The sequence below is a fragment of the Paenibacillus sp. FSL L8-0708 genome (genome assembly GCF_038009325.1).
Classification (GTDB): domain Bacteria; phylum Bacillota; class Bacilli; order Paenibacillales; family Paenibacillaceae; genus Paenibacillus_AQ; species Paenibacillus_AQ odorifer.
This window is the reverse complement of the sequence record NZ_JBBPBC010000001.1, coordinates 5406012-5426643: the sequence shown is the minus strand read 5'-3', so window position 1 is coordinate 5426643 and position 20632 is coordinate 5406012. Positions and strand designations below refer to the sequence as shown.

The following is a 20632-nucleotide window of genomic DNA, read 5'->3' as shown; positions in this document are numbered from 1 at the left end:
GGAGGAACTCGAAGCGGAGAACGCAAAATTGCGTTTACCTACTTAGGTTCACCGTGAACCTAACCCCGTACCGTGCTAGAACACGGACCTTGATGCGGGTCGACTTACCGAAGTGCCATACGTCAATATGGATCGCCACTCTTCGGGTAACAACGCAAGTAGCGCCAAATGCTTGCGGAACACTGTCCGGTCATCTACGCCAATAGGTGGCCGGACTTCCTAACGCCAATTACTGTATCTGCGGACTTGGCCGTCTGCAGGCTACGTTAACATATAGCGGACGGCAACCGCCTTTTATCGCGAACGACCTCGGAGTAACATATCGGGCAGCCGTGTGTTGTTCGCTGCTTTATGAATAGTAATACGCACATGTGTTCTATAGGTTCCAAAAATATTCATAATTTTATTTCTGTTTTTAAAACTATTTACAAACACTATATATTGGGTTATTTTTACCTAAAGAAACAAGATGTAGTATATACGGGCGCTACCGGAAGAAGGAAGCGTCCTTTTTATGCGCTAAAGGTGCGGGAGAGTTTATTCTTCATCCTCAATATGTCCTTCTTTGCCCAATTGCCAAAAGTCATGGTCTTCTTCCGGAACTAGCACAAGCAGTTCCCTTATGTCTGTAATCTTTAAAGCTTTTGCAATTCTTTCAATATGGTCAATGGAGAGACGTTCAGGAAATCCACGATAGATGTTGCTTATCGCATTTGGACGGATTCCCGTCATTCTTGCCAGGTCACGTTGCTTTAGATTGCGTTCCTTTAGTGCGACGTGAAGACGTAGCTCTATCCTATAGGTTTGTTCTACTTCGTCTTCAATTTCATTATTAACGATCTCCGCACCAACCCGAGTGAACAAGTTACTTTTCTTTTCAACAGGCATAATTAATTTCCTCCTAAAATATCGTGTATACGTTATTGACAATAATATCGTATAAGCGTTATTATTGCAACAAAGACTTAGTATCGCATAAGCGATATGAAAAATCTATTTCAAATCCAAACGAGAAGGGAGGACGCTACTTTGAACAATAATCATTGCGTTGTTGGACGTTTTGGCTCGGCGACGTTTACGTTAGGACAAGCTGCACTAGTGCTCGGATGGGACGAGCGTACCATGCGCGAGTTTCTGTATAGACGCAAGGTGCTGCGTAAAAAAGGTCTGCCACTAAACCGTTACGTTCCTAAGTACTTCGTAATCCACGAGTTTGAAGTGACGGAGACGCCAGAACCTCCGTTCATTATGCGTTACACGGGCGTGACTCCTGACGGCGTTCTGCTTATACGGAGAGTACGAGAGGGTGAGGACGTTAACGTGCGGGACGATAGTGGGGATATTCGCGTCATTGCGGATCAAATACCGACGCGGCTACCTTACGTGGCTTAGTCGTTTATATACAACCAAACAAAAGGAGGCGTCGTTATGGGCCAGCTAACGAAAGTGTTTACGTATGAATCGGCGGAAGTGAGATCGGTCATGGTCGAAGGAACTCCGTGGTTCATCGCGAAAGACATCTGCGTGGTATTGGAGTTATCAAACCCAACTATAGCAATGCAGCGCTTAGACTCTGATGAGGTGGCTAAGTTCAACTTAGGGGGCTTATCTGGCGAGGTTAATGTGGTAAATGAATCCGGACTCTACTCGTTAATACTCGGCAGCCGCAAGCCCGAAGCGCGTGCCTTCAAACGCTGGATCACGCACGAAGTAATCCCGTCGATCCGCAAAACGGGGATGTACGCAACTGATGCGCTCCTTGATGATCCGGACTTATTACTTAAGACGGTCACGCGGCTTGCGGAGGAACGGAGAGCCCGCCTCGCGGCCGAAGCGCAAATCGTCACAATGGCGCCAAAGGTCGAGGCCTTCGATACGTTCATCGATGCAGACGGGACGATGACGGTCGATCAAGTGGCGAAGTTGCTCGGCATGAAACCGAAAGTGTTACGCGACACACTAAGAGACCGGAAGTTGATCCGCCAAGACGGACTCCCTTATCAGCGATATACTCCGCGCTACTTCGAAGTAATACCGTATGTGTCTCCCGGCGGGGTAGCGCGTCCATACTCTCGCGTAACGACGGAAGGTATTGCGTATATTGAGCGCATGCTCGCGGGTAGCGTGGTTCCGGATAACGTAATCACTTTCGAACCGCGTCGGCCTTCCTCGATAACGCTTAATTTAAACCTGAACACATAGACAGATCGAAAAGAGGCGCCTTCTATCTGAAAGTGCCTCTTTTTCATAAACAAACGGAGGAGGAATACGGATGGACTTTCGCCAAGCAGTAACCGCGTACCAAATAACCGGTGATCGCCACATAATCGACGTAATACTAGAAGATGTCGAAACGGATTTCTTAGCGAACACTTCACGTAGATATAAAACGAACTTCACGCACGACATTTCGATTAATCTGACAAGCCCGGAGGAATATATCGCTTATCGGATAAAGGCGATCCGCGAGAAAGCCATCAAGCGCGTGTTCTATATCCGTAAAGATTCCGGTTGGGTTCACTCGGAGATTAACCGTTATTTGTCCATAATGGTGCTCGATTTACGTATGCGAATCCCTTTCAAACCGGTACGCCATAACGATTTCGGCTACGAATACACGTTAACGCCCGAATTGACCGCCTGGCTAAGAGAAAAGAACGGTCGGATAGAGCGAAGATTCCGCGAAGAGGGGTTCGGTAGCTCGTTTACGCAATACCAACGCGCCCTAGACGTTGCCGAACGTACTGAACGGGAAGCCGTGATTGAGGAAACACGGATACGAGCGGAGGTTATGACGGACATGGTTGGCGCGCTAGAGTACGCGCTTAAACACGTCGATGTCTGCCGTAGTCCGAGGGAGATCGTCACCTACGTCAATAAGGCGTTGTTAACGCGCTACTACGAAGCCCAAGCGCGCCGAAAAGGGATGCGGAGAGTCACCGTAGACGGACGCCGTAGAATGATCGCGCCTTATTATGAGGGGGCTATTCGAACGATATTGGGCGTTAACTCTACGGAAGATTACGTATATAGACGCGTATCCAGTAAACAGGCGGATTTCATGCGTGAGCTCATCAGTATTGTCGAAACGGACATGGCTTCGGGGGATTGTGCGGCCTACCACGTGCTTCCGGACGGTGAGTATCGCCTTTCTCGGAAATATGCGGCGGAGAAGACCGGATTACCCTACCTAACCGTAAAAATGCGGCTATTAAGAATCCGAAAATTAATTACGGAGAGGGTCGCGTAAATGTATCCGTAAGGATGTATATCTAGAGACTATGTAGGAATAAGTAAGGGAGATCGCTGCCGCAAAACCCCGCATAGACCAAAGGAAAAAGGCGGATTAGTCCGGCGGCGTATTTTACATTTATATTTATTTCGTTCGAAGGTTGCTTTTTATGTGATTTCTTATCGGGATATATAGAAAGACGTATTTATTTTTCGATACCTATATTTTGTTTGATTTCATGACTATATACATTGAGGAAGTAACAGCGTTATTAGTGATTATTTGCGTTAGGATTACGAATTCTGCGGGTATACTCCGCACGTCCTTACGTTATTTTAACGATGGAGGGGATGATAGAGTGGGAGTTTTAGAGAAGACGATAGAGATAAGTACGGCTTTTCGCAACCGTCAGTACTACATAGACAAAGGGTACTTTATAGGACCTGGCGTAAAGAAACTAGAGGTATTAGTAGAAGACTTACCGCGAGGGTGCGAAAAGTTAGTTACACCTATATGTGATGCTTGCGGTACGGTAGGGAGACCTCGGAAATGGTCTTTCGTTAGAAGAGATCGCATGTATGGCACCGATCTATGTTCAAAGTGTATGTACGATATAAATGTCATCATTGATCATGGCGGCAGTGAGTCCGTCGGTGAGAAAACAGTAAAATACTGGTTAGACTATTACCAGTTAGAATATAGAACGCAAGTGCGCAGAAAAGGTGTTACCGGAGTTTGTAGGAGACCTCTACTATTCGACTTCGCAGTGCTTGGCCTCTCCGGAGAGCCTATCGCGTTTATAGAATACGATGGGGAACAACATTACCGTCCGGCGGTATTTGACGGGGAAGACCCAAGTAAGGCCGGTTATAACTTCGCGTTCCAGCAGGAGTATGATCGGATAAAAAACAGATATTGCGCAAAGGCGGGCGTTCCTATGATTCGCATAAAGTACGCGCTGTCTGTTCAAGAGATCGGCGAGGTTATAAGTAGTTTGAAAGGGGAGTTGCTCGTTGCCTAGTAATTACCTTTATTGTTATTCGCCTGCTATGTTCCATTTCTTACGTTCTGCAGGACATCGCTATATCTGCGTAGGGATTAACGAAAAGACTGGCGGACGCTTCTGGCTATACGCAAAGGATGACGCGGTTAAACGGAGTCTAGACGAGTATGGTGCGGGTAGTTAGCTCGTAAATTACGTGGAGTGGAGTGATATGGAGTATGGGCAAGCAATTCCGTGATATAGGACACGAAGCAGCTAGACGCAAATCAGCGTTTTTGGACCGTGGGCATTACGCTCCGGTCCCGCATGATTTATTCCGCCGGATAGTACCGATCGCGCGCGAGTACGATAAGGGTAATGCGCATATAGCGGCTATCTATACGTACTTACTTTCGATGGTGAACGGACAGCCGGACAATGACCGGTACATGAGCGCATTCCCTTCCGTTCAACGTATTGCTGACGAAACGGGTATCGGACGTAATCGGATAAAGCGACTTTGTGACGTACTAGAGGCGGTCGGACTCGTTAAATCAGCGATGGATTATACAACTAATAAGCGCGACAAACTTTACTATCCGCAATATTATAGCGGACTTACTGACGAGCAGATGCGCGCTAAATTAGACGTTCTATATGGTCATTCACCGGAGAGTGATTTACCTAATGCACTGTAGAGTGAATTACCTAAATCACCGAGGAGTGACGGTAATAAGAACAAACGTGTAATAACGAACATGTAAGAATAAACAAAACATTACCGCATCCGATTAATTCGCTACGCTCATGAATCCTCGCGGGACTATAGGATTAATAGATTAATCGCGCATAAAGATAGTTTCGAGGGAACAAGAGTGACTGAGATAGGTTTTGCAAAGGAATGAGCTCGTACCTATTCATGATGATTAATCAGAGTAGTAACTCATGTAGGCAAAGACATAGAATAGCGCGGATGTTAATAAACGGAGTTTACTTCGTATGTATAGCGCTATGTATCGAATCTATTACGTTAAGTATAGAACAACGCGAATGTTAAAGCGGAAGCGAACGCTAAGTGAGCGGAGGGATAACGTAATGTTAATCGCGTCATTAATCGTAACTGCGTATTTACTTATCGGATTATACTTCCGTCCTTATGCGCTAGATTGTCCGCTATGGGAACGTGTAGTACTTCATGCGCTATGGCTACCGATAGTTATTGGGTTATATGTGTTTCTTAGATTCGGATAATGAGCGGAGGAGGACGATAGTATGATCGATTTATCAACGGTAAGTACCGCGGCTCTACAAGCGGAGTTATCACGTAGGGAAGGCGTTAAGACATACGCATTTGGTCCGGAGGATATCGTTTTTCTAGCTAACGTAGATGGCAGTCTATTAAATGATTACGGACCTGCTACGATTACTATTAACGTAGATTAAACGTAATAGATAGCGCTGTTCGTACGCTTTGCCCGAGCGTATGAGTAGCGCTTTTATATGCGTATTTTTACCGTTAGATACACGTTAATATAGGCGCTACACACGCAAGGCAATACAAATACTTATACGCGTCGTTAAGGCGCTAATATACGGCCTTAATCGGCCTGAAAGGACGGAGGAATAACGGTGGCATTGAAACGATTAGAAGCGCATCATCTTATAGCGCTGAACTACCTTGCGTTGCCTAGACGCGGAGGACTAACGATGGAACAGATCGGAGAGGCCGCAAGTGTATCGCGCCAGTCTATATACGATTGGTTAAAAGATCCGCTATTTGAACGTGAGCTCAAGCGGCAGATAGCGCGTAATACACTCGATCGGATACCGGAAGTAGTGGACGCAATGGCAGACGCAGCAATACGGGACGGTAACGCAGCGGCCGCGAAGCTCTTGCTTAATATGAACGATATGTTAACGGAGCGTGTAGACGTTACGAAGACGGACATAACCGGACTTGATAGGGACGAGCTAGACCGTAAGATTGCGGAGTATCGAGCGCGTAGGGACACAGGTAACTCGGATGTGTAAAGCGTAGGGATTGCGTACATTCTTGCGCCTATAGATGAAGGAACACGATTGGGTGCGGCTTGACTACGGCTTACAGCGCAGGTAAATACATCGGCTGCGAAGCTTGGACGCGTGCCCTCCGAGAATTTTCGGAACGGCGAAAAGGGTACGCATTATCTACGTACCCTACGCTTCCTATAGCTTAAACCCTTCGAGAGACTCGTCGATCTCGTCTTGACGGATGCCTATGTAACGCTTCGTTATAGATGGCGCAGAGTGATTGAATATCTCTTGTAGCGCGGCAACGTCCTTATTGCGTTTGTAGTGGTGATAACCGAACGTCTTGCGCATTGTGTGCGTTCCGATATCCGTACGGTCGATCATCTCGCCAGCCTTTACGAGCGCTCTATACGCCTGAGTTGGCGTGATATGACCGTTGCCCTTACGAGAAGGGAACAGCCAATCTTCCGGGCTCATACCGCGCGTATACTCGGCGATTTCCGGCTGTAGCGCCTTGAGATTGACGTTGCGAACCTTGCCGCTCTTTTGCTCGACGATTCGTACGTGCGTCTTATCTTTGACGTCCGCAACCTTAAGCGTGACTATGTCCGATACGCGAAGGCCCGTATTTATTCCGCAGATAAACATAAATAGATCCCTTTCGCCATTCCACCGGCGGAGTGATTGTTTCATGTCTTCGATTTCCTCGCGTGTTCTAAGCGGCTGGACATCGTATATAGCTTTCTTCTCGCCCATTTTGACACGTCCTTTTCATACATAATAGTACGTTTAATGTACGATTACGTTATCATGAGCCAATCATATCACGTAAACCTAGTAAAATCAACGTTTTGAATGTACGAAAAGATACAAAATCATACATTGGGGAAAAATTGAGAGGGCGGCCCACCCCCGGCACCCCTCGAAGGTCCGCCGTTTCGTGCCAGACCAATCCGGATATCATTTTTAACTTTGAACTTTACACTATAATCGGAGGTCGGATGCACTCCGCAAGCTTACGCATGTTTTTACCGTAGAATCACCGTTGAATTAGCGCGTTAGGGGCGCAGGACTACTATTTGCTAGGGCACGATGTAACAACGCTAATTTAACGGTAATTGCACGGACATAACGAATAGGAGGTGATGCGGCTATCGCGTGGATAAACGATCACTGGATTAAACGGGACGGACGCGCTGAGACGATCGGAAAGCTCGACGCACTAATCGGCGCGATGACCGCGAACCTTGACTCGCTGACGCACGAAGAAGAGGCGGATCTCGCGCAATACTTGGATGAGAGCGCCAGGTTAACGAGGATTCACCGTGCGGAAGGCGACCTTCTCTACTTCGCGTTTGAATATTTCTCGGAAACGCGTAATCCCGGTAACGCCGGCAATTGGGACGGATTCGATATCGCCGGTCTAGATGAATCGCCCGATTTTCACCGTGAAATATGCGCAACAATGGACGATGTTTCAATGCGTACGATAAACGCTAAGGTAGTACGTGCGGCGCCGCGATCTCACGCTAAATCATCGTATTTATCGAAGGCGGAACCTTTACGCGAGATTGTTTACCGTCATCGAAAGTACATCGTTAATATTTCGGAGACTCCGACAGTATCAACCGGCAACCTCGAATGGATTGCGGGACAGCTTAAGAGTAACGAAAAGCTCCGGCGCGATTTCGGTCCGCTGTTATCGCCGAAGCAACAAGCGAATCCGAGAGATAATAGTTCGGAGTTTATCGCATGGGAGCCGCAACCTAGCGGAGTACCGCGCCTGCTAACGAAGATGGAGGCCGCGAGTAGTAACCAAACGTTGCGGGGGCGAAATTGGGAGGGCGTACGGCCGGATTTAATAATCTGCGATGACTTGGAAGACGTAAGGACGAACGCGGCTACACCGGAACAGCGCCTCAAGCTTCGCGATTGGTTTTCGCAGACGGTCGTACCACTAGGCGATCCGGAAGGTAAGAAGACCGCGATTATCTATATGGGAACGGTCGTGCACGTTGAATCATTGCTACGAACCGTCATGAAACGGCCGGACTTCAACGATAAGCTATATAAAGCGCTGATTGACGAGCCGGAACGTGCTGATCTTTGGGACAATTGCCGCGCAATCTATCTGAATACTGACGATGACGAGTCGGTATCTAATGCGCGAGCTTACTACGAAGAGAATCGCGCCGAAATGGATCGCGGATCCGTTGTATTATGGCCCACGGTTCAGCCGCTATGGACGCTGATGACATGGAAATGGGCGAACGGCTCGAAGGCATTTAATACAGAGTACCAAAATACGCCGATTGACGAAGAATCCGCGATATTTAATCCGGAAGAGTTTCATTACTACGATGAGTCCGACTTATTTGACAACTCAGGGCGCCCTAGACCGCTTGATCTATACGCGTTTTGGGATATCGCGCAAGGAAAGAACAGCCGATCAGACTATAACGCGATTGTAACGATAGGAAAAGACCGATTAACCGGCGTTATGTATGTCCTGGACGCGTGGGCACGTAAATGCCCGGCACACATCGCGTTAGATCAGTCCGTTACAGCAATCGTAGAATACGGACATAAAGTCTTTGCGATAGAAACCGTCGGCGCTCAACACGATATGTACCGTCAATTACAAGAACGGCTATCAAAAGAACGTATCGGAACTACTCGACTAAAGCCCGTCATATCGCGGACTAAAAAAGAAATACGCATAGAATCATTGGAGCCGCTCATAGAGAGCGGTTTTTTACGTTTCAATCGAGCGCACCGCCTATTGTTCGAGCAAATGGAGCAATTCCCTTCCGGCACGCATGACGATTTACCTGACGCCTTAGCCGGTGCAGTTGAGGCCGCTGGTGGAACGGGAAGACGTGGGCGGACTTGGCAGCGAAAACCAAAAGGATTATGAGGAGGTTAGGGATTGTTCGAAGTAGGAAAAGTTTATCCACCAGTAGAGCATGAAGATCGGATAGAACGTTACCGAGAAAATGCCGAGTTGATTAGTTGTAGCAAATACATGATTAGACGGATAGCACAATTATTAGAAACGGAAGAACACCGGTTCATATATACGAATTACGCCGGATTGATCTGTAAGAAGTCCGCGGATCTACTGTTCGGTGAATCTCCGATATATAGCGCCGGCGAAGACAGCTCTACAGAGCAAAAAGCGCTTGAACGGATTGTTAAGGACAACGCATTAGGCACGGTAAATTACGAAATGGCCTACGGTAACGCCTACCGAGGCGACTCGTTCTATAAAGTGAAGTGGGCGCAAGAGTATCGCGGGGCCTTATCCGAGACACTTGATCCATACCGCGCCGTAATCGAAGCGCAAAACGCAGCCTATGTGTTTCCGGAAACTATCCCAGGCAACGAGAAGAAGATTGCGGCTTATCATATCGCGGTTCCGGTAAAAGTAACCGAAGGGAATTCCGGTAAATGGGAACTTTTCGTAGAGACGCATAGGCCGGGCGAACTAATCACAGCCAAATACGCAATGTCTGCGCAGTCAACCAAAGACGGCGAGGTTATTTCGTGGAGCATAACCGAAGAAATAGAAGCGCCGAGTGCCTCAATCGAGACTGGTGTACCCCTTCCGCTAGTGGTCCACGTTCCTAACTTTGCGCTTGATACGTCGTGGCACGGAGTCGATGATATTACGGAGAACAGGGCGCTTCTGCGAGAGATTAATCACCGTCTTACGCAGATATCCAACATCTTAGATAAACACGCTGACCCAATCTTAGCGGTCCCAACGGGCGTACTAGAAGACGGTCCGGACGGCGTGCCACAGCAAAAGGCCGCATACGCTAAAGTCTTTGAGATCGTAGGGAAAGACGATGTTATACCGCAGTACGTTACTTGGGACGGGCAACTTGAGTCCGCGTTTAAAGAGCTAGACAAACTTATTGACGCACTGTTAACCGTTTCCGAGCTCCCTCCGGTGGCCCTCGGTAAAGAGAACGCCGGCACAAGCGGAGCAACAGGGCTCGCCGTTAAGTATCGGATGGGGCCGCTGCTTTCGAAGACGACGCGTAAACGTCAGTATTTCGATAAGGCGCTGACGGAAGTGTTGTTAATCGCGCAATTACTGGAACACGCACAGTCAAGTGAAGCGCTGGACTACATCCCAACGAAGCCTCACATTATTTTCAAGGACGGACTACCTACTGACGCCCGCGAAATGGCGGAAATAGCGCAAATTCGTACGGGTGGCAAGGCTACGATGGCAGTAACTGACGCTATTAAACTGTTGGACGGAGGCAACGACGAGCAGGCGGCACAAGCAATCGCAAGGATAGATGGCGACGAATCGCGAACGGGTGGGACGGTAGACTCTTCGTTGTTTAATGACCTCGACGAGAGTGCTGCGTAATGAACATACCGGACCCGATTTACGATTATGACGTCGCCAAACTCGTCCGAGCGCTCAAAACTGCGATACTAGATATAACCGGAGAGCTCTCCCGTCTCGACCTTGCCGGCCTTTCCCTCGCTAATTCAAAGTTTGCACTCGCGGAAGTTTCAAAGATACTTAGCGGACTCAACGCGGAGTCTGAGGCGTGGGTAAACAAATACGTTCCTAAAGCGGCGACCGACGGAGTAATCCGCGCGATCGTCGATTTAGGCGTTGCATCAACGGTAGAAGAGGCGGAAAAGATCGCGAAGTTTAGCCGTATCAACCGCGAAATGGTCGCGGCGGCCGTAGCGGATACACAGGCTGACGTACTGGCCGTTACGCAGAATATTGAGCGTAGGGTTCGGATTGCAGTACGCCAGGCTACCGCAGATTCCTTGCGCGGAAATATGGCGAAGGGAGTTAACGGAAGCCGTACGATTAGTCGCGATATTCTTAGCGGAATGAAGAAAACGCTAGGCGATTCCGTGAATACCGGAATAATTGATGCGGCCGGAAGGCGCTGGGATCCAAAAGTTTATACCGATATGCTGGCGCGAACAAAGTTATCGCAAGTACACCGGGAAGCTTCGACGAACGAAGCGGTCGGGCGCGGCGCTTATTACGCGATCGTAACTCGTCACGGTGCGACGGACGCCTGCCGTAATTGGGAAGGGCGCATAGTTAAGCTGATCCCGGAGGCTCCTGGCGAGTTTCCGTATGTAGGCGACATTCCGAGACGCGAGCTTTTCCACCCGTCATGCCGTCACGTTTTATCGCCAATACGCGATCCGAAATTACTGGAGCAATGACTCCGCGTCCGAACGCAAACGACGCCATAAACTTCGCGGAAACTATGCGCTACGCGGCGCTTAAACGCGGGAGGACATACGATGGAAAACAAAATGAAACGTTCAAGATATGCGCTTAATCTACAGCTATTTGCAGAAGGCGATCCAGATACGGACAAGACGTTTACACAAGCGGATCTAGACCGCATTGTTGCCGACCGTCTCGCACGTGATCGTAAAGGCCGCGAAGATTACGACAGCCTGAAAATGAAACTAACCGCGCTAGAGCAGGCGGAGGCTGAACGAGAAGCCGCGAAGCTCAGCGATACAGAACGTTTGGAAGCGGAGAAAGCGACCGCGCTCGCTGCTGCAGAGTCCGCGAAAACTGAGCGGGATAAGGTGCTAACTACCGCTAACCAACGCATCATTAACGCGGAGTTTAAATCGCTGGCACGCGAAGCTAACGTACCGGCCGACCGTGTGGCCGCGGCATTAAAACTAGCGGATTTAAGCGCGGTTACGGTAGATGACGAAGGGAACGCAGTCGGCGTAAAGGAAGCGGTCGAGGCGCTTATCGTGGCGGAACCGTATTTAGCGAACACGGTAGGCAGCGGGAACCGTCAAATTGGCGGGGATACCAACGGAGGAAGCCGTAAGCCGGGAACAGATGGACTTAGCACTCGGGAGAAGCTTTCAGCAGGATATGCAAGCAAATAACTAAGCGAAGGGCCCTGACGGGCTCTTTTTATTAACACAAAACAATACTAGGGGGATTTATAAATGGCTTTGACACTATTGGAATCCGCGAAACTTTCGCAAAACACGTTACAACAAGGGGTAATCGAGACTTTCGTTCAGAATGCGCCTGTGCTTCAACTTATGCCGTTCATGGACATTCAAGGTAACGCCTATACCTACAACCGCGAGGCTACACTGCCGGGCGTTGCGTTTCGTGGTGTTAACGAAGCTTACACAGAATCAACCGGCACAGTTAATCCGGTTACTGAAAGCTTGGTAATCCTGGGCGGAGACGCGGACGTGGATAGATTCATTCAACAAACACGTTCTAACATTAACGATCAACGCGTTATTCAAACGGCGCTAAAGACAAAGGCAGCGGCATTTAAGTTCCAAGACACCTTTTTCAACGGGGATACCGCAGTAGATTCTAAATCCTTCGATGGTTTGAAGAAACGCCTTACAGGTAGCCAGTTGATTACCGCAGCTACTAACGGTCTGGACTTGAGTGATGCGGCTAACGCGACGTTGTTCCTCGAAGCTCTGGACGCTCTGATCTATCAGACTCGCGGTAGAGCAGACGCGCTGTTCATGGACTCTAAAACAATGATTAAAGTCAACTCCATTGCGCGTAAGCTTGGCTACTTCACTCAAAGCGAGGACGCGTTCGGTAAACCGGTCGTTACTTACAACGGTGTGCCTATGTTCGATGCCGGTGATAACGCTGATGGTAATAAAGTTATTGGACACGCCGAGACTGCAGGTACGTCTTCGAAGACAACTTCAATCTACGCCGTTAAATTCGGCGCTGACGAGTATGTATCCGGCCTGACTAACGGCGGCGTTATGGTTGAAGACCTTGGCCTCCTGCAAGAAAAGCCAGCTTACCGTACTCGTATCGAGTTTTACACTGGATTGGCGCTGTTCGACGGTAAATCCGCCGCACGTTTGTCCGGAATCATTGCCTAATTAACCGGGGAGGTGCGCAGATGCACGTAATCAGAACGCCTAACCCGAACTATGACGGGACGACACACGGCGTCAAGTTTAGCAACGGTGCGGCTGTAGTTGAGGACGAGGGTCTGCGCAAGATTCTCGTTCACGACTATGGCTACGCGTTGGAGGAAGACGAAAGCAAGCCGGAGGGGCCGCAAGTCAGCGTCGTAAAAGCGCCTAAGCCGCGCAAGACTGCCGTAAAATCCTCCGGTAAATAAACGGAGGTGTGCGCATGTCAACGACAGTAATCGCAGCAGAAGCTTATATTAGCGCGAACGTAATTGATACCGAGGGATGGGTGGATTCAGACGCAGCCAAAAAACAACGAATGTTAAATGTGGCTGAGCGTACTTTAATTCGCTACTACTCGAAGTATACGATTCCGGACGACGCTGTGTACGAGTTTGCTGCGGCACTGGCTACGGCTTATAGCGACGTTATGGTGCAAGGTCAGCGCGGCATACAATCGACGTCACTTAGCGGTGTAACATCGATGAGTTTCCGAGAGGGGTCGCGTGAACTAATAAGTATGATTCCGCAATCTTGCCGGGATCTAATAGGGGACGCGAACGGGGTTAGGATACCGGCGCGTCGAGTCGGGAGGCTGATACCTTAATGGCGGTTATCCCACTTAAGCAAGACGTAGTTATTACGCCGTTTGCCGGATATGATCCGGATTATAACGAGCCGTCTTACGGTGTTCCTTATACGCAGAAATGCCGCTTTAGTGAGGCGGTCAAACTCGTACGCAATCAACACGGCGCGGAAGTCGTAAGCGTCGGCACGTTTTACTTCGATAAGCTCGCGGATATCGGACTCGACGACCGCCTCACGTATACCAACGAACTATTAGCGGAGACAACGTACACGCCAATCGCAATCAGCGTAAAACGGGCGCTCAACGGGAAGCCGCTAATAACGGAGGTGGATGTATAGTGGCGCTATTAACAGTCGCAGATATTAACGCAACCATCCGCTTAATCGTTCCGGGGTTTACCGTAGTCGGCAACGATTTTACAACGGCTAATCCGGATGATTGCGCATATACGCGGATAACAGGCGGACCGCCTCCGAAAGAGTGGTCGTCCGTTGCATATCCGTCATTTCAAGTCGTGATTCGCGCGAAGTCATCCGCAACGGCTGAAACGAAGGCTAACGCTATATTCGAAGCGCTACACGGTAAGGCGGAATTTATGATCGGGACTACGCGCGCCGTTAAGTGCCTGGCGGATCAGTCGGCGCCGTGGTATCTCGGTCCTGACGCGAATAACCGAGCGCTATATTCCGTTAATTTTACGTTAACAACATCGCTATAAACGCAGGGCTGTCCGTTACTGGGCGGCTCTTTTTGTTGTGCAAATATAAACATAAGGGGACCTGTGAGAATGTCACAAAACTTTAGCAAGATCGAGGTAGGCCCGGCGATAGTCGAATACGGCACAGGACTAACGGCGGTCAAATTCGAAACGACCATCGGCGGCGTCGTCTTCACAACGGAGACTACTTATCGCGAACAGAAGACGGACCAAACCGGTGAGACCATCGTCGGTAAGCGCGTAACCGGACGTAATGTAAGCGTGACGGTACCGTTCGGCGAGTATGATCTGCCAACTATTCCGAAGATTATGGCGGGCGCGGAAGTTGTAACAGGCGCAGGTGGTTCGAAGGTTGTCGTTAAGACTGGCGTAGGTCTTAACTTGATTGACACTGCAAAGCAAGCCGTCATTAAGCCATTAGCGAAACTGACCGATCCGGACTTTTGGATTACGATTCCGCTGGCATACAGCGAGACGGATTTATCTTATTCATTCAACAACGAAAATGAGCGCATCACAAACGTAACACTCCGGTCAACTCCGGATGAAGACGGGGTTATCGCGATCTTAGGCGACGAAACAATCACAGCAACACCGTAAGTATCTCGTTGAAAGGGGCGCTTAATTGCGCCTCTATTTCTTTATAAGGAGCGAATATAATGCAGATTTTTAAGCGTTCAGATAAAGCGGAAGTACCCGCGCCAAATATCGTAATTGACCCCAACGTAATCCAGCTCGGAGACAGAACGGTAAAGGTGCGGAAGGTAGCGGTCGGACAATGGCGCGAACTATTTGCCGCTGTTAATATGCTACCGGAATTGATTATGGGCGTTATGTCAGCGCCAGCCGAGAACCGCGTAGCTTACTTATTCGCGTTCATCGAGCACGCGCTAAATGACGTCGTTCAAGTGGTCAGCGTATTGACCGGATTCGAACCGGAGTGGATCGAGGCAAACGTAGCGCCGGACGAATTGATGGCGTATTTTACCGCCGTTGCGCGCGTTAACAACTTCGGCGGCCTCTTAAAAAACGTGCAAGGCGCTCTGCAACTCGCGAACCTGCAGACGGGAGTAGCGGAAGCGAGCGCCGAGTAACGATAGACGAATTTTTTATTGACGCAGCCGTACGCCTCGGTAAAACGCAGGTCGAGTTCGAACGCGGATATTACGTTATGGATTTACTCGACGTGCTGGATGCGGATAAGCGGCGTAAGGCCGGCGAAACATTAGACGCGCTAAATGTTAATGTCATGTCGCATACGACTAACGTGGAGGACTACCGCAAGTTTACGACGGGGCTGCAACGTGAAGCCGGATTCGCAACGCAGAGTACGCCGAAGTTTGACGAGGCCGGATTTAAACTATTACGCGATCAGATGAGCGCGGGGAGGGTGTGACGGACGATGGATTTTCGTATGGAAACGGCGGCGCTACGTCAGTTTTTAGAGCGTCAGAAAACGCGGGTACTTGACGGAGCGACCATCGGATTGCACGACGCTACCGACCACTTACTCGCGGCATCGCGTAATGAGGCTCCGTTAGATACCGGTACATTGCGGATGACGGCCGGCAAGAAGGTAGCGAATGAGAACGGACGGATATACGGTGAGGTATTTTATTCCGCAACGGAAACGGGTCCCTCTGGTGCGCGCTTTAATTATGCGCTACGTGTACATGAGATGGGCGAGTATAAGAATCCGACAACGCCTGGCACTCGTCCGAAGTTCTTATCGCGACCACTCCGAACGAATGAACGGATATATAAACAGTTTATCGCGGATGCAGTAAGGAGGGCGCTAAGATGAGTACAGGCGGTACAAACGTAGGTGAAATTCAGGCGCGGATTACGCTTGATATAGCGGAGTTTCGGCGTAACTTAGACGAAGCGAGGCGCCGGATACAGGAACTCGAAGATCAAAGTAGACGCGGTGCGGACGGCATGCGCGATATGTCTTCCGCGTTAGCCGGGATAGGTGCAGGCGCGGCCCTTACGAAGCTCGTTTCCGAGATGAAGCAAGCGGTTGACGCAGCTACGAAGCTGTACAACGCTTTTCAAGGTTTAAACGCTGTGGCAAAGGGCTTCGGAGTTCAGACGAAAGATGCGCAACAGGCCGCGCAGGATTTAGCCAAGCGTGGGTTCTTATCTCTGACCGAATCGGTATTAGCGTATAAAACCGCCATGTCAACCGGTTTAGGGTTGGAGCAGTCTACAAAGCTCATTAACTCCCTCGCGGATTCAGCAGCCTACAATAGACAATCCTTCTACACAATGGGCGGCGCTATCCAAGCGTCACTTGATGGTATCAAGAACGGTAACTCGGTACTGTCTGATGCGGTCGGCGTTACGAAGAATCTATCCGTTATGCAAAAGGAATACGCACGAACGATCGGAACGACGGCGGGCAGATTGACCGATGCGCAGAAGATCCAAGCTGCGTATAACGGATTTATCAACGAGGGCGCGATATTCACCGGAAATGCGGACCAAGCGATGCAAGATTTCACCGGCACACAAGCGCGGTTCACTGCCGCAACGGACGAAGCAACGGTTGCGTTCGGACAAGCGTTCACACCGCTGTTTAAAACCGTACTCGAAACGTTGACTCCGACAATCATTGCGCTCGCCGAGTTTACCACCGAAAATAAAGCGCTTGTCTCCGCTGCCGCTGCGAGTTCGGTTGGCGTGTTAGGTTTGGTCGCCATTCTCGCGACAGTACCGCCCGTGATTAAACTTATCTCAGGCGCGATAAAGTCGTTAGAACTAGCAGCCGGTCCGGTAGGGTGGGCAATTCTCGCAGTCGGCGCATTAGCGGGAGGGATCGCCTATCTAACAACAGCGCAATCAGAAGCCGCTAATTCAGCGAAGGAACTCGCGAAGGCACAGTCCGACCTCAATGCGGTATTAAATAAGCGGGATATTGATCGCACGGCTGCGGATGTCGAAGAGTTAAAGGTAAAAACGGAGGAGCTAACGCCTGTCCTCGAAGAACGCGCGCGGCTACAAGAGCGGTTAAACGAGCTTCAGGCGGCTCAAAAGGCAGGCACAGCACTTCCGGAAATGTATACGGAACTTCCCGATATTATCGATGCAATCAGTATACTCGACGATAAGCTCGAAGACCTCGGTTACACTGGCGTAGAGAATGCGACGCAGAAGCTCGGAGAAATGAACGCGGTCATAGATAAAGGTGTTATCGCGATATCCGCTCAGGATAAAGCGGAGTATGCAGCCCTTGCTACGAAAAAGCAGACGCTAAAGGAAATGTCCGCAATGGCTGCGGAATTTAAAACGCTTAACGCAGCGCAGGATCTGGACGCATCGCAGAAAAGCCGCCTCGTTGATATTACGCAGAAGTTAGTCGAGCAGTATCCGGAATTGAACGCTCAACAAGGCGAGGACGGAAGAATTCGCGCTAGTAACATCGATGTAATTATCGACCAAATTGCGACGGACAAGCGTTTTACAGACATGGCCGCCGATAACAGCGTGGCGCGTATACGTAATTCCGCTAAAGAAAGTGAAGCGGTAGCGAAATCAATACAGACGCAAATTGATAACTACACGCGGCTGATAAAGGCGATGGCAGCCGTATCCGGCACAAAGGCAGGAACTTTTGAGGAAGATATGGCGGCAAAGGCGGAGGCTGACAAGCGCAAAAAATCGGGCAACGTTATGGACATCGTGACTAATGGCGCGCTGGGGATGATGGTGGGGTCCGGAGCATCTAAAGAACTTGAAAAGCAACGAGACGACGCACTTAAAGAGCAGCAGAAGTATTCCGATGCAGCTCGTGATCTCGAAAAGCTGGCAGCCGAGGTTGAAACGGGAACCCAAACGTTCACGAAGGATATAATCACGCCAGATGCCCCGAAAGCGGCGAAGGGAAAGAAGGAAAAGACGGGCAAAACTCCGGCTGAACTCGCTGCCGAGCTACGCGAGAAGTTATACAATGCTGACCTAAAGACCGTCCAGTTCCAAGCGGATTTTTACGATATGACGGCGGATCAACAGATAGCGAAATACGATGCGCTTAAGAAGAAACACGCTACGTTCTTAAAGGAGTCCGTAGATGACGCGCGGACGTTAGCTCTCCAACTTAAGCGGCTCGGGGAAGACACCGTTCAATCGCGCTATGAATTCTCGACGACCGCGATCGAACAGGAAACACGCCGTATGGAAGACGCAGGTAAGACGGAACGCGAGATCGCTAACCAAAAGCTGTACCTGTGGCAAAACGTTCGTGGACGCTACGAAAAGGACTCCGAGTACTATAAGCAGGCGGACGAGAAAGCGCGCCAAGCCCGTAAGGACCTCGCGTCAGCTACGGTAAAAGAGACAAAGGACACGTATGATAAACGCGTGGATTTAATCGCGAAAGAAGTACGTAGGCTCGAAGATTCCGGCGCGGCGGAGGCTGACGTTACAGCGTACAAGATCGCAGAATGGACGAAGCTACGGGAACAGTATGCGAAGGACAGCACGTATTATGCGCAGGCTGACGAACAACTCTACAACCTCCGGAAATCACTAACGAAGCTTACGCAGGATCTCGCAACCGACCTCGTTAAGACGCAGAAAGCCGCAATTAAGGACGCAAAGGATGCGGAACTCAAGGCGATCGAAGAACGTAAGGACGCCGCGTTAGCCGATTATGACGCGCGGATTGACGCTATTCAGCGTTTACGTGACGCCAACAAAGAGCTTAATGTTGACGCCGATTACGAAACGCAATTAGCGGAGAAACAGACGCGCTTAGCGGAGTTACAGTCAGCGGTCGGTCAGCCGGGCATTGACGAACGTGATGCGCTGCTTAAAGAGATCGCGCGCATGCAACTCGAACACGACCGCGAATTAACCGACCGTACACTCGCGGATCAGCAAGACGCGCTCAAGGACGAAAAGGACGCGCAGACGAAAGCGTACGAAGCGGAGAAGACCGCAGCCGAAGCGCAGTACGACGCATTAACGGCGTCATTTGATGCGTACTCAGGCGATATCAAATCGATAGAGGACGGAATCGCAGCGTATCGTGTTAGCGCAAGTGGCTCGGCGAATAACGCGATCCTCACGGAGCTTGACGGATTCCTGACGCAATATCGCGCGAAGATGGCGTCGATTACGCAGATTAATGCGGAGTCGAAGAAGGCGTCCGACCTCGCTGAATATAACGCGAATAAAACCGCCTGGACAGCGGCGAAGGCGAGCGGTAATACGGCGGAGATGGCGCGGCTTAACGCACGTAACGAGGAGCTACGGAAATTGTACGGAGTATCTTCGGATACTGGCGTGTTGCAGGCGTTCAAGGACGGCGGCATCGTTAAGGGCGCACCTGGCGCGGCTGTTCCGGTTATAGCGCATGCGAACGAGATGTACCTTAATCCGCAGCAGCAAGCGACGCTATTCGATATGATCGCAAGCCCGCGTATGTCACCGCAAGCGCCTGCGTCAGTTACGAATATTACGCAGCATATCGACCTCGGCGTAGATGAGGTGGTACTGACGGATAAGGCAGATATAGCTATGATGTACGACGAACGTGCTCGCCTATTAAGTCGCTTAGAGTCTATGGGGGTGCGAGAGTGATGTACGATGTAGCGGTAAATGGCGTTTGGTTATCGGAGCATGGAGCTGCGCTATATGAACGTAACTTGCCGGTCTTGCCGGAAACCGAAGATAATACGGTCAAGCTCGCGAATACGGACGGCGTCGTTGATTTCGGCGCTTCCTACGGACCGCGTACGATTGGATTGACGTTCGAGATTACGTCATCGGCTGCGGAATTTCACCGGACGTTGGCGTACCTAGCACGGACGTTTAACGCTAAGCGCGGAGATATTACGCTAGAGTTTGCGGATATGCCCGGCAAGTATTACGTAGCGACTTACGCAGGGACGCTCGCGCTTGGTGCGACAGGATCACGTTTGATTGACGTTAATCTGCGCATGAACGATCCGTGGCCGACCGGAAGCGAAGTTGTAACGGAGTATACGATAGCTGCGTCACCGCAAGCAGCGGTCATCGAATCTAGTGCGGATGTAAAAGCGCAGCCAGTCATTGTAATGACGAATACGGGTAGCAGTATCATCCACGGATTTACGCTAACGAACGAATATGAACTTGAATAGGTAACGTGAGAATAGGCGTCGGGAAACCGGCGTC

General features: G+C 50.0%; 25 protein-coding genes. 23 read left to right on the top strand and 2 right to left on the bottom strand.

Annotation, left to right across the window (positions count from 1 at the left end; translation table 11 throughout):
* Nucleotides 1-537: 537 nt before the first annotated feature.
* Nucleotides 538-888: a helix-turn-helix domain-containing protein gene (locus NYE58_RS25875; protein WP_341003381.1), complete on the bottom strand. Its 351-nt coding sequence runs from the start codon at nt 886-888 to the stop codon at nt 538-540.
* A gap of 141 nt (nt 889-1029) precedes the next feature.
* On the opposite strand from NYE58_RS25875, the gene NYE58_RS25870 reads away from it, so the two are divergent.
* The 8 genes from NYE58_RS25870 (at nt 1030) to NYE58_RS25835 (ending at nt 6245) form a co-directional block, all read left to right on the top strand.
* Nucleotides 1030-1392, top strand: a complete 363-nt coding sequence (locus NYE58_RS25870; protein ID WP_341003380.1) for a hypothetical protein — start codon at nt 1030-1032, stop codon at nt 1390-1392.
* A gap of 36 nt (nt 1393-1428) precedes the next feature.
* On the top strand, nt 1429-2202 hold the full coding sequence (locus NYE58_RS25865; protein ID WP_341003379.1) for a BRO family protein: 774 nt from the start codon (nt 1429-1431) through the stop codon (nt 2200-2202).
* A 70-nt stretch (nt 2203-2272) separates the two neighbouring features.
* Nucleotides 2273-3250 (top strand): hypothetical protein, encoded by a 978-nt coding sequence (locus tag NYE58_RS25860; protein WP_341003377.1) that lies wholly within the window; start codon nt 2273-2275, stop codon nt 3248-3250.
* Nucleotides 3251-3590: 340 nt separating this feature from the next.
* Entirely contained in the window at nt 3591-4253 is a 663-nt protein-coding gene (locus NYE58_RS25855; protein WP_341003375.1) for a DUF2726 domain-containing protein, read from the top strand.
* A 200-nt stretch (nt 4254-4453) separates the two neighbouring features.
* On the top strand, nt 4454-4912 hold the full coding sequence (locus tag NYE58_RS25850; protein ID WP_341003374.1) for a hypothetical protein: 459 nt from the start codon (nt 4454-4456) through the stop codon (nt 4910-4912).
* Nucleotides 4913-5309: 397 nt separating this feature from the next.
* Nucleotides 5310-5465 (top strand): hypothetical protein, encoded by a 156-nt coding sequence (locus NYE58_RS25845; protein ID WP_341003373.1) that lies wholly within the window; start codon nt 5310-5312, stop codon nt 5463-5465.
* A 21-nt stretch (nt 5466-5486) separates the two neighbouring features.
* Complete coding sequence (locus NYE58_RS25840) at nt 5487-5657, top strand: hypothetical protein (protein WP_341003372.1); 171 nt, start codon at nt 5487-5489, stop codon at nt 5655-5657.
* A gap of 186 nt (nt 5658-5843) precedes the next feature.
* Complete coding sequence (locus tag NYE58_RS25835) at nt 5844-6245, top strand: hypothetical protein (RefSeq protein WP_341003370.1); 402 nt, start codon at nt 5844-5846, stop codon at nt 6243-6245.
* Between the two features lie 174 nt (nt 6246-6419).
* Here NYE58_RS25835 and NYE58_RS25830 read toward each other — a convergent pair whose 3' ends face one another.
* Complete coding sequence (locus tag NYE58_RS25830; RefSeq protein ID WP_341003368.1) at nt 6420-6980, bottom strand: site-specific integrase; 561 nt, start codon at nt 6978-6980, stop codon at nt 6420-6422.
* 478 nt (nt 6981-7458) lie between these two features.
* Here NYE58_RS25830 and terL point away from each other — a divergent pair, with 478 nt between their 5' ends.
* The 15 genes from terL to NYE58_RS25755 all read left to right on the top strand — a co-directional run bounded on the left by terL (nt 7459) and on the right by NYE58_RS25755 (nt 20598).
* A complete protein-coding gene (gene terL / locus NYE58_RS25825; protein ID WP_341003367.1) occupies nt 7459-9141 on the top strand; it encodes a phage terminase large subunit in 1683 nt (560 codons plus the stop codon).
* 12 nt (nt 9142-9153) lie between these two features.
* A complete protein-coding gene (locus NYE58_RS25820) occupies nt 9154-10611 on the top strand; it encodes a phage portal protein (protein ID WP_341003365.1) in 1458 nt (485 codons plus the stop codon).
* Nucleotides 10611-11444 (top strand): phage minor capsid protein, encoded by an 834-nt coding sequence (locus tag NYE58_RS25815; RefSeq protein ID WP_341003364.1) that lies wholly within the window; start codon nt 10611-10613, stop codon nt 11442-11444. The genes NYE58_RS25820 and NYE58_RS25815 overlap by 1 nt, the downstream gene beginning before the upstream one ends.
* Nucleotides 11445-11525: 81 nt before the next feature.
* Nucleotides 11526-12140 carry a phage scaffolding protein gene (locus NYE58_RS25810; RefSeq protein WP_341003363.1) on the top strand — a complete coding sequence of 205 codons (615 nt, stop codon included), beginning with the start codon at nt 11526-11528 and terminating at the stop codon, nt 12138-12140.
* 63 nt (nt 12141-12203) lie between these two features.
* Nucleotides 12204-13130, top strand: a complete 927-nt coding sequence (locus tag NYE58_RS25805; RefSeq protein ID WP_341003362.1) for a major capsid protein — start codon at nt 12204-12206, stop codon at nt 13128-13130.
* Nucleotides 13131-13150: 20 nt separating this feature from the next.
* Nucleotides 13151-13375 (top strand): hypothetical protein, encoded by a 225-nt coding sequence (locus tag NYE58_RS25800; RefSeq protein WP_341003360.1) that lies wholly within the window; start codon nt 13151-13153, stop codon nt 13373-13375.
* 14 nt (nt 13376-13389) lie between these two features.
* Nucleotides 13390-13773, top strand: a complete 384-nt coding sequence (locus NYE58_RS25795; protein ID WP_341003359.1) for a hypothetical protein — start codon at nt 13390-13392, stop codon at nt 13771-13773.
* Nucleotides 13773-14093 (top strand): hypothetical protein, encoded by a 321-nt coding sequence (locus NYE58_RS25790; protein ID WP_341003358.1) that lies wholly within the window; start codon nt 13773-13775, stop codon nt 14091-14093. The genes NYE58_RS25795 and NYE58_RS25790 overlap by 1 nt, the downstream gene beginning before the upstream one ends.
* The gene (locus NYE58_RS25785; RefSeq protein ID WP_051491050.1) at nt 14093-14473 is read left to right on the top strand and encodes a minor capsid protein; all 381 of its coding nucleotides are present in this window, start codon (nt 14093-14095) and stop codon (nt 14471-14473) included. Before NYE58_RS25790 ends, NYE58_RS25785 begins: the two co-directional genes overlap by 1 nt.
* Before the next feature lie 69 nt (nt 14474-14542).
* The gene (locus NYE58_RS25780) at nt 14543-15073 is read left to right on the top strand and encodes a hypothetical protein (RefSeq protein ID WP_076141597.1); all 531 of its coding nucleotides are present in this window, start codon (nt 14543-14545) and stop codon (nt 15071-15073) included.
* Between the two features lie 59 nt (nt 15074-15132).
* Nucleotides 15133-15567, top strand: coding sequence for a hypothetical protein (locus NYE58_RS25775; protein ID WP_076179832.1), 435 nt, complete (start codon nt 15133-15135; stop codon nt 15565-15567).
* 77 nt (nt 15568-15644) lie between these two features.
* Nucleotides 15645-15869 carry a hypothetical protein gene (locus NYE58_RS25770; protein WP_339811113.1) on the top strand — a complete coding sequence of 75 codons (225 nt, stop codon included), beginning with the start codon at nt 15645-15647 and terminating at the stop codon, nt 15867-15869.
* A 6-nt stretch (nt 15870-15875) separates the two neighbouring features.
* A complete protein-coding gene (locus NYE58_RS25765) occupies nt 15876-16277 on the top strand; it encodes a hypothetical protein (RefSeq protein ID WP_341003356.1) in 402 nt (133 codons plus the stop codon).
* Nucleotides 16274-20056 (top strand): hypothetical protein, encoded by a 3783-nt coding sequence (locus NYE58_RS25760; RefSeq protein ID WP_341003354.1) that lies wholly within the window; start codon nt 16274-16276, stop codon nt 20054-20056. Before NYE58_RS25765 ends, NYE58_RS25760 begins: the two co-directional genes overlap by 4 nt.
* Nucleotides 20056-20598: a phage tail domain-containing protein gene (locus tag NYE58_RS25755; RefSeq protein ID WP_341004300.1), complete on the top strand. Its 543-nt coding sequence runs from the start codon at nt 20056-20058 to the stop codon at nt 20596-20598. Before NYE58_RS25760 ends, NYE58_RS25755 begins: the two co-directional genes overlap by 1 nt.
* The last annotated feature ends 34 nt before the right edge of the window (nt 20599-20632 follow it).

What these genes read in the sequence shown, in the direction of transcription:
- NYE58_RS25765 (WP_341003356.1), top strand. Translation starts at nt 15,876, where the DNA reads ATGGATTTTCGTATGGAAACGGCGGCGCTACGTCAGTTTTTAGAGCGT.
- NYE58_RS25875 (WP_341003381.1), bottom strand. Translation starts at nt 888, where the DNA reads ATGCCTGTTGAAAAGAAAAGTAACTTGTTCACTCGGGTTGGTGCGGAG.
- NYE58_RS25795 (WP_341003359.1), top strand. Translation starts at nt 13,390, where the DNA reads ATGTCAACGACAGTAATCGCAGCAGAAGCTTATATTAGCGCGAACGTA.
- NYE58_RS25850 (WP_341003374.1), top strand. Translation starts at nt 4,454, where the DNA reads ATGGGCAAGCAATTCCGTGATATAGGACACGAAGCAGCTAGACGCAAA.
- NYE58_RS25775 (WP_076179832.1), top strand. Translation starts at nt 15,133, where the DNA reads ATGCAGATTTTTAAGCGTTCAGATAAAGCGGAAGTACCCGCGCCAAAT.
- NYE58_RS25760 (WP_341003354.1), top strand. Translation starts at nt 16,274, where the DNA reads ATGAGTACAGGCGGTACAAACGTAGGTGAAATTCAGGCGCGGATTACG.
- NYE58_RS25770 (WP_339811113.1), top strand. Translation starts at nt 15,645, where the DNA reads ATGGATTTACTCGACGTGCTGGATGCGGATAAGCGGCGTAAGGCCGGC.
- NYE58_RS25810 (WP_341003363.1), top strand. Translation starts at nt 11,526, where the DNA reads ATGGAAAACAAAATGAAACGTTCAAGATATGCGCTTAATCTACAGCTA.
- NYE58_RS25845 (WP_341003373.1), top strand. Translation starts at nt 5,310, where the DNA reads ATGTTAATCGCGTCATTAATCGTAACTGCGTATTTACTTATCGGATTA.
- NYE58_RS25780 (WP_076141597.1), top strand. Translation starts at nt 14,543, where the DNA reads ATGTCACAAAACTTTAGCAAGATCGAGGTAGGCCCGGCGATAGTCGAA.
- NYE58_RS25860 (WP_341003377.1), top strand. Translation starts at nt 2,273, where the DNA reads ATGGACTTTCGCCAAGCAGTAACCGCGTACCAAATAACCGGTGATCGC.
- NYE58_RS25830 (WP_341003368.1), bottom strand. Translation starts at nt 6,980, where the DNA reads ATGGGCGAGAAGAAAGCTATATACGATGTCCAGCCGCTTAGAACACGC.
- NYE58_RS25805 (WP_341003362.1), top strand. Translation starts at nt 12,204, where the DNA reads ATGGCTTTGACACTATTGGAATCCGCGAAACTTTCGCAAAACACGTTA.
- terL (WP_341003367.1), top strand. Translation starts at nt 7,459, where the DNA reads ATGACCGCGAACCTTGACTCGCTGACGCACGAAGAAGAGGCGGATCTC.
- NYE58_RS25755 (WP_341004300.1), top strand. Translation starts at nt 20,056, where the DNA reads ATGTACGATGTAGCGGTAAATGGCGTTTGGTTATCGGAGCATGGAGCT.
- NYE58_RS25865 (WP_341003379.1), top strand. Translation starts at nt 1,429, where the DNA reads ATGGGCCAGCTAACGAAAGTGTTTACGTATGAATCGGCGGAAGTGAGA.
- NYE58_RS25790 (WP_341003358.1), top strand. Translation starts at nt 13,773, where the DNA reads ATGGCGGTTATCCCACTTAAGCAAGACGTAGTTATTACGCCGTTTGCC.
- NYE58_RS25840 (WP_341003372.1), top strand. Translation starts at nt 5,487, where the DNA reads ATGATCGATTTATCAACGGTAAGTACCGCGGCTCTACAAGCGGAGTTA.
- NYE58_RS25800 (WP_341003360.1), top strand. Translation starts at nt 13,151, where the DNA reads ATGCACGTAATCAGAACGCCTAACCCGAACTATGACGGGACGACACAC.
- NYE58_RS25815 (WP_341003364.1), top strand. Translation starts at nt 10,611, where the DNA reads ATGAACATACCGGACCCGATTTACGATTATGACGTCGCCAAACTCGTC.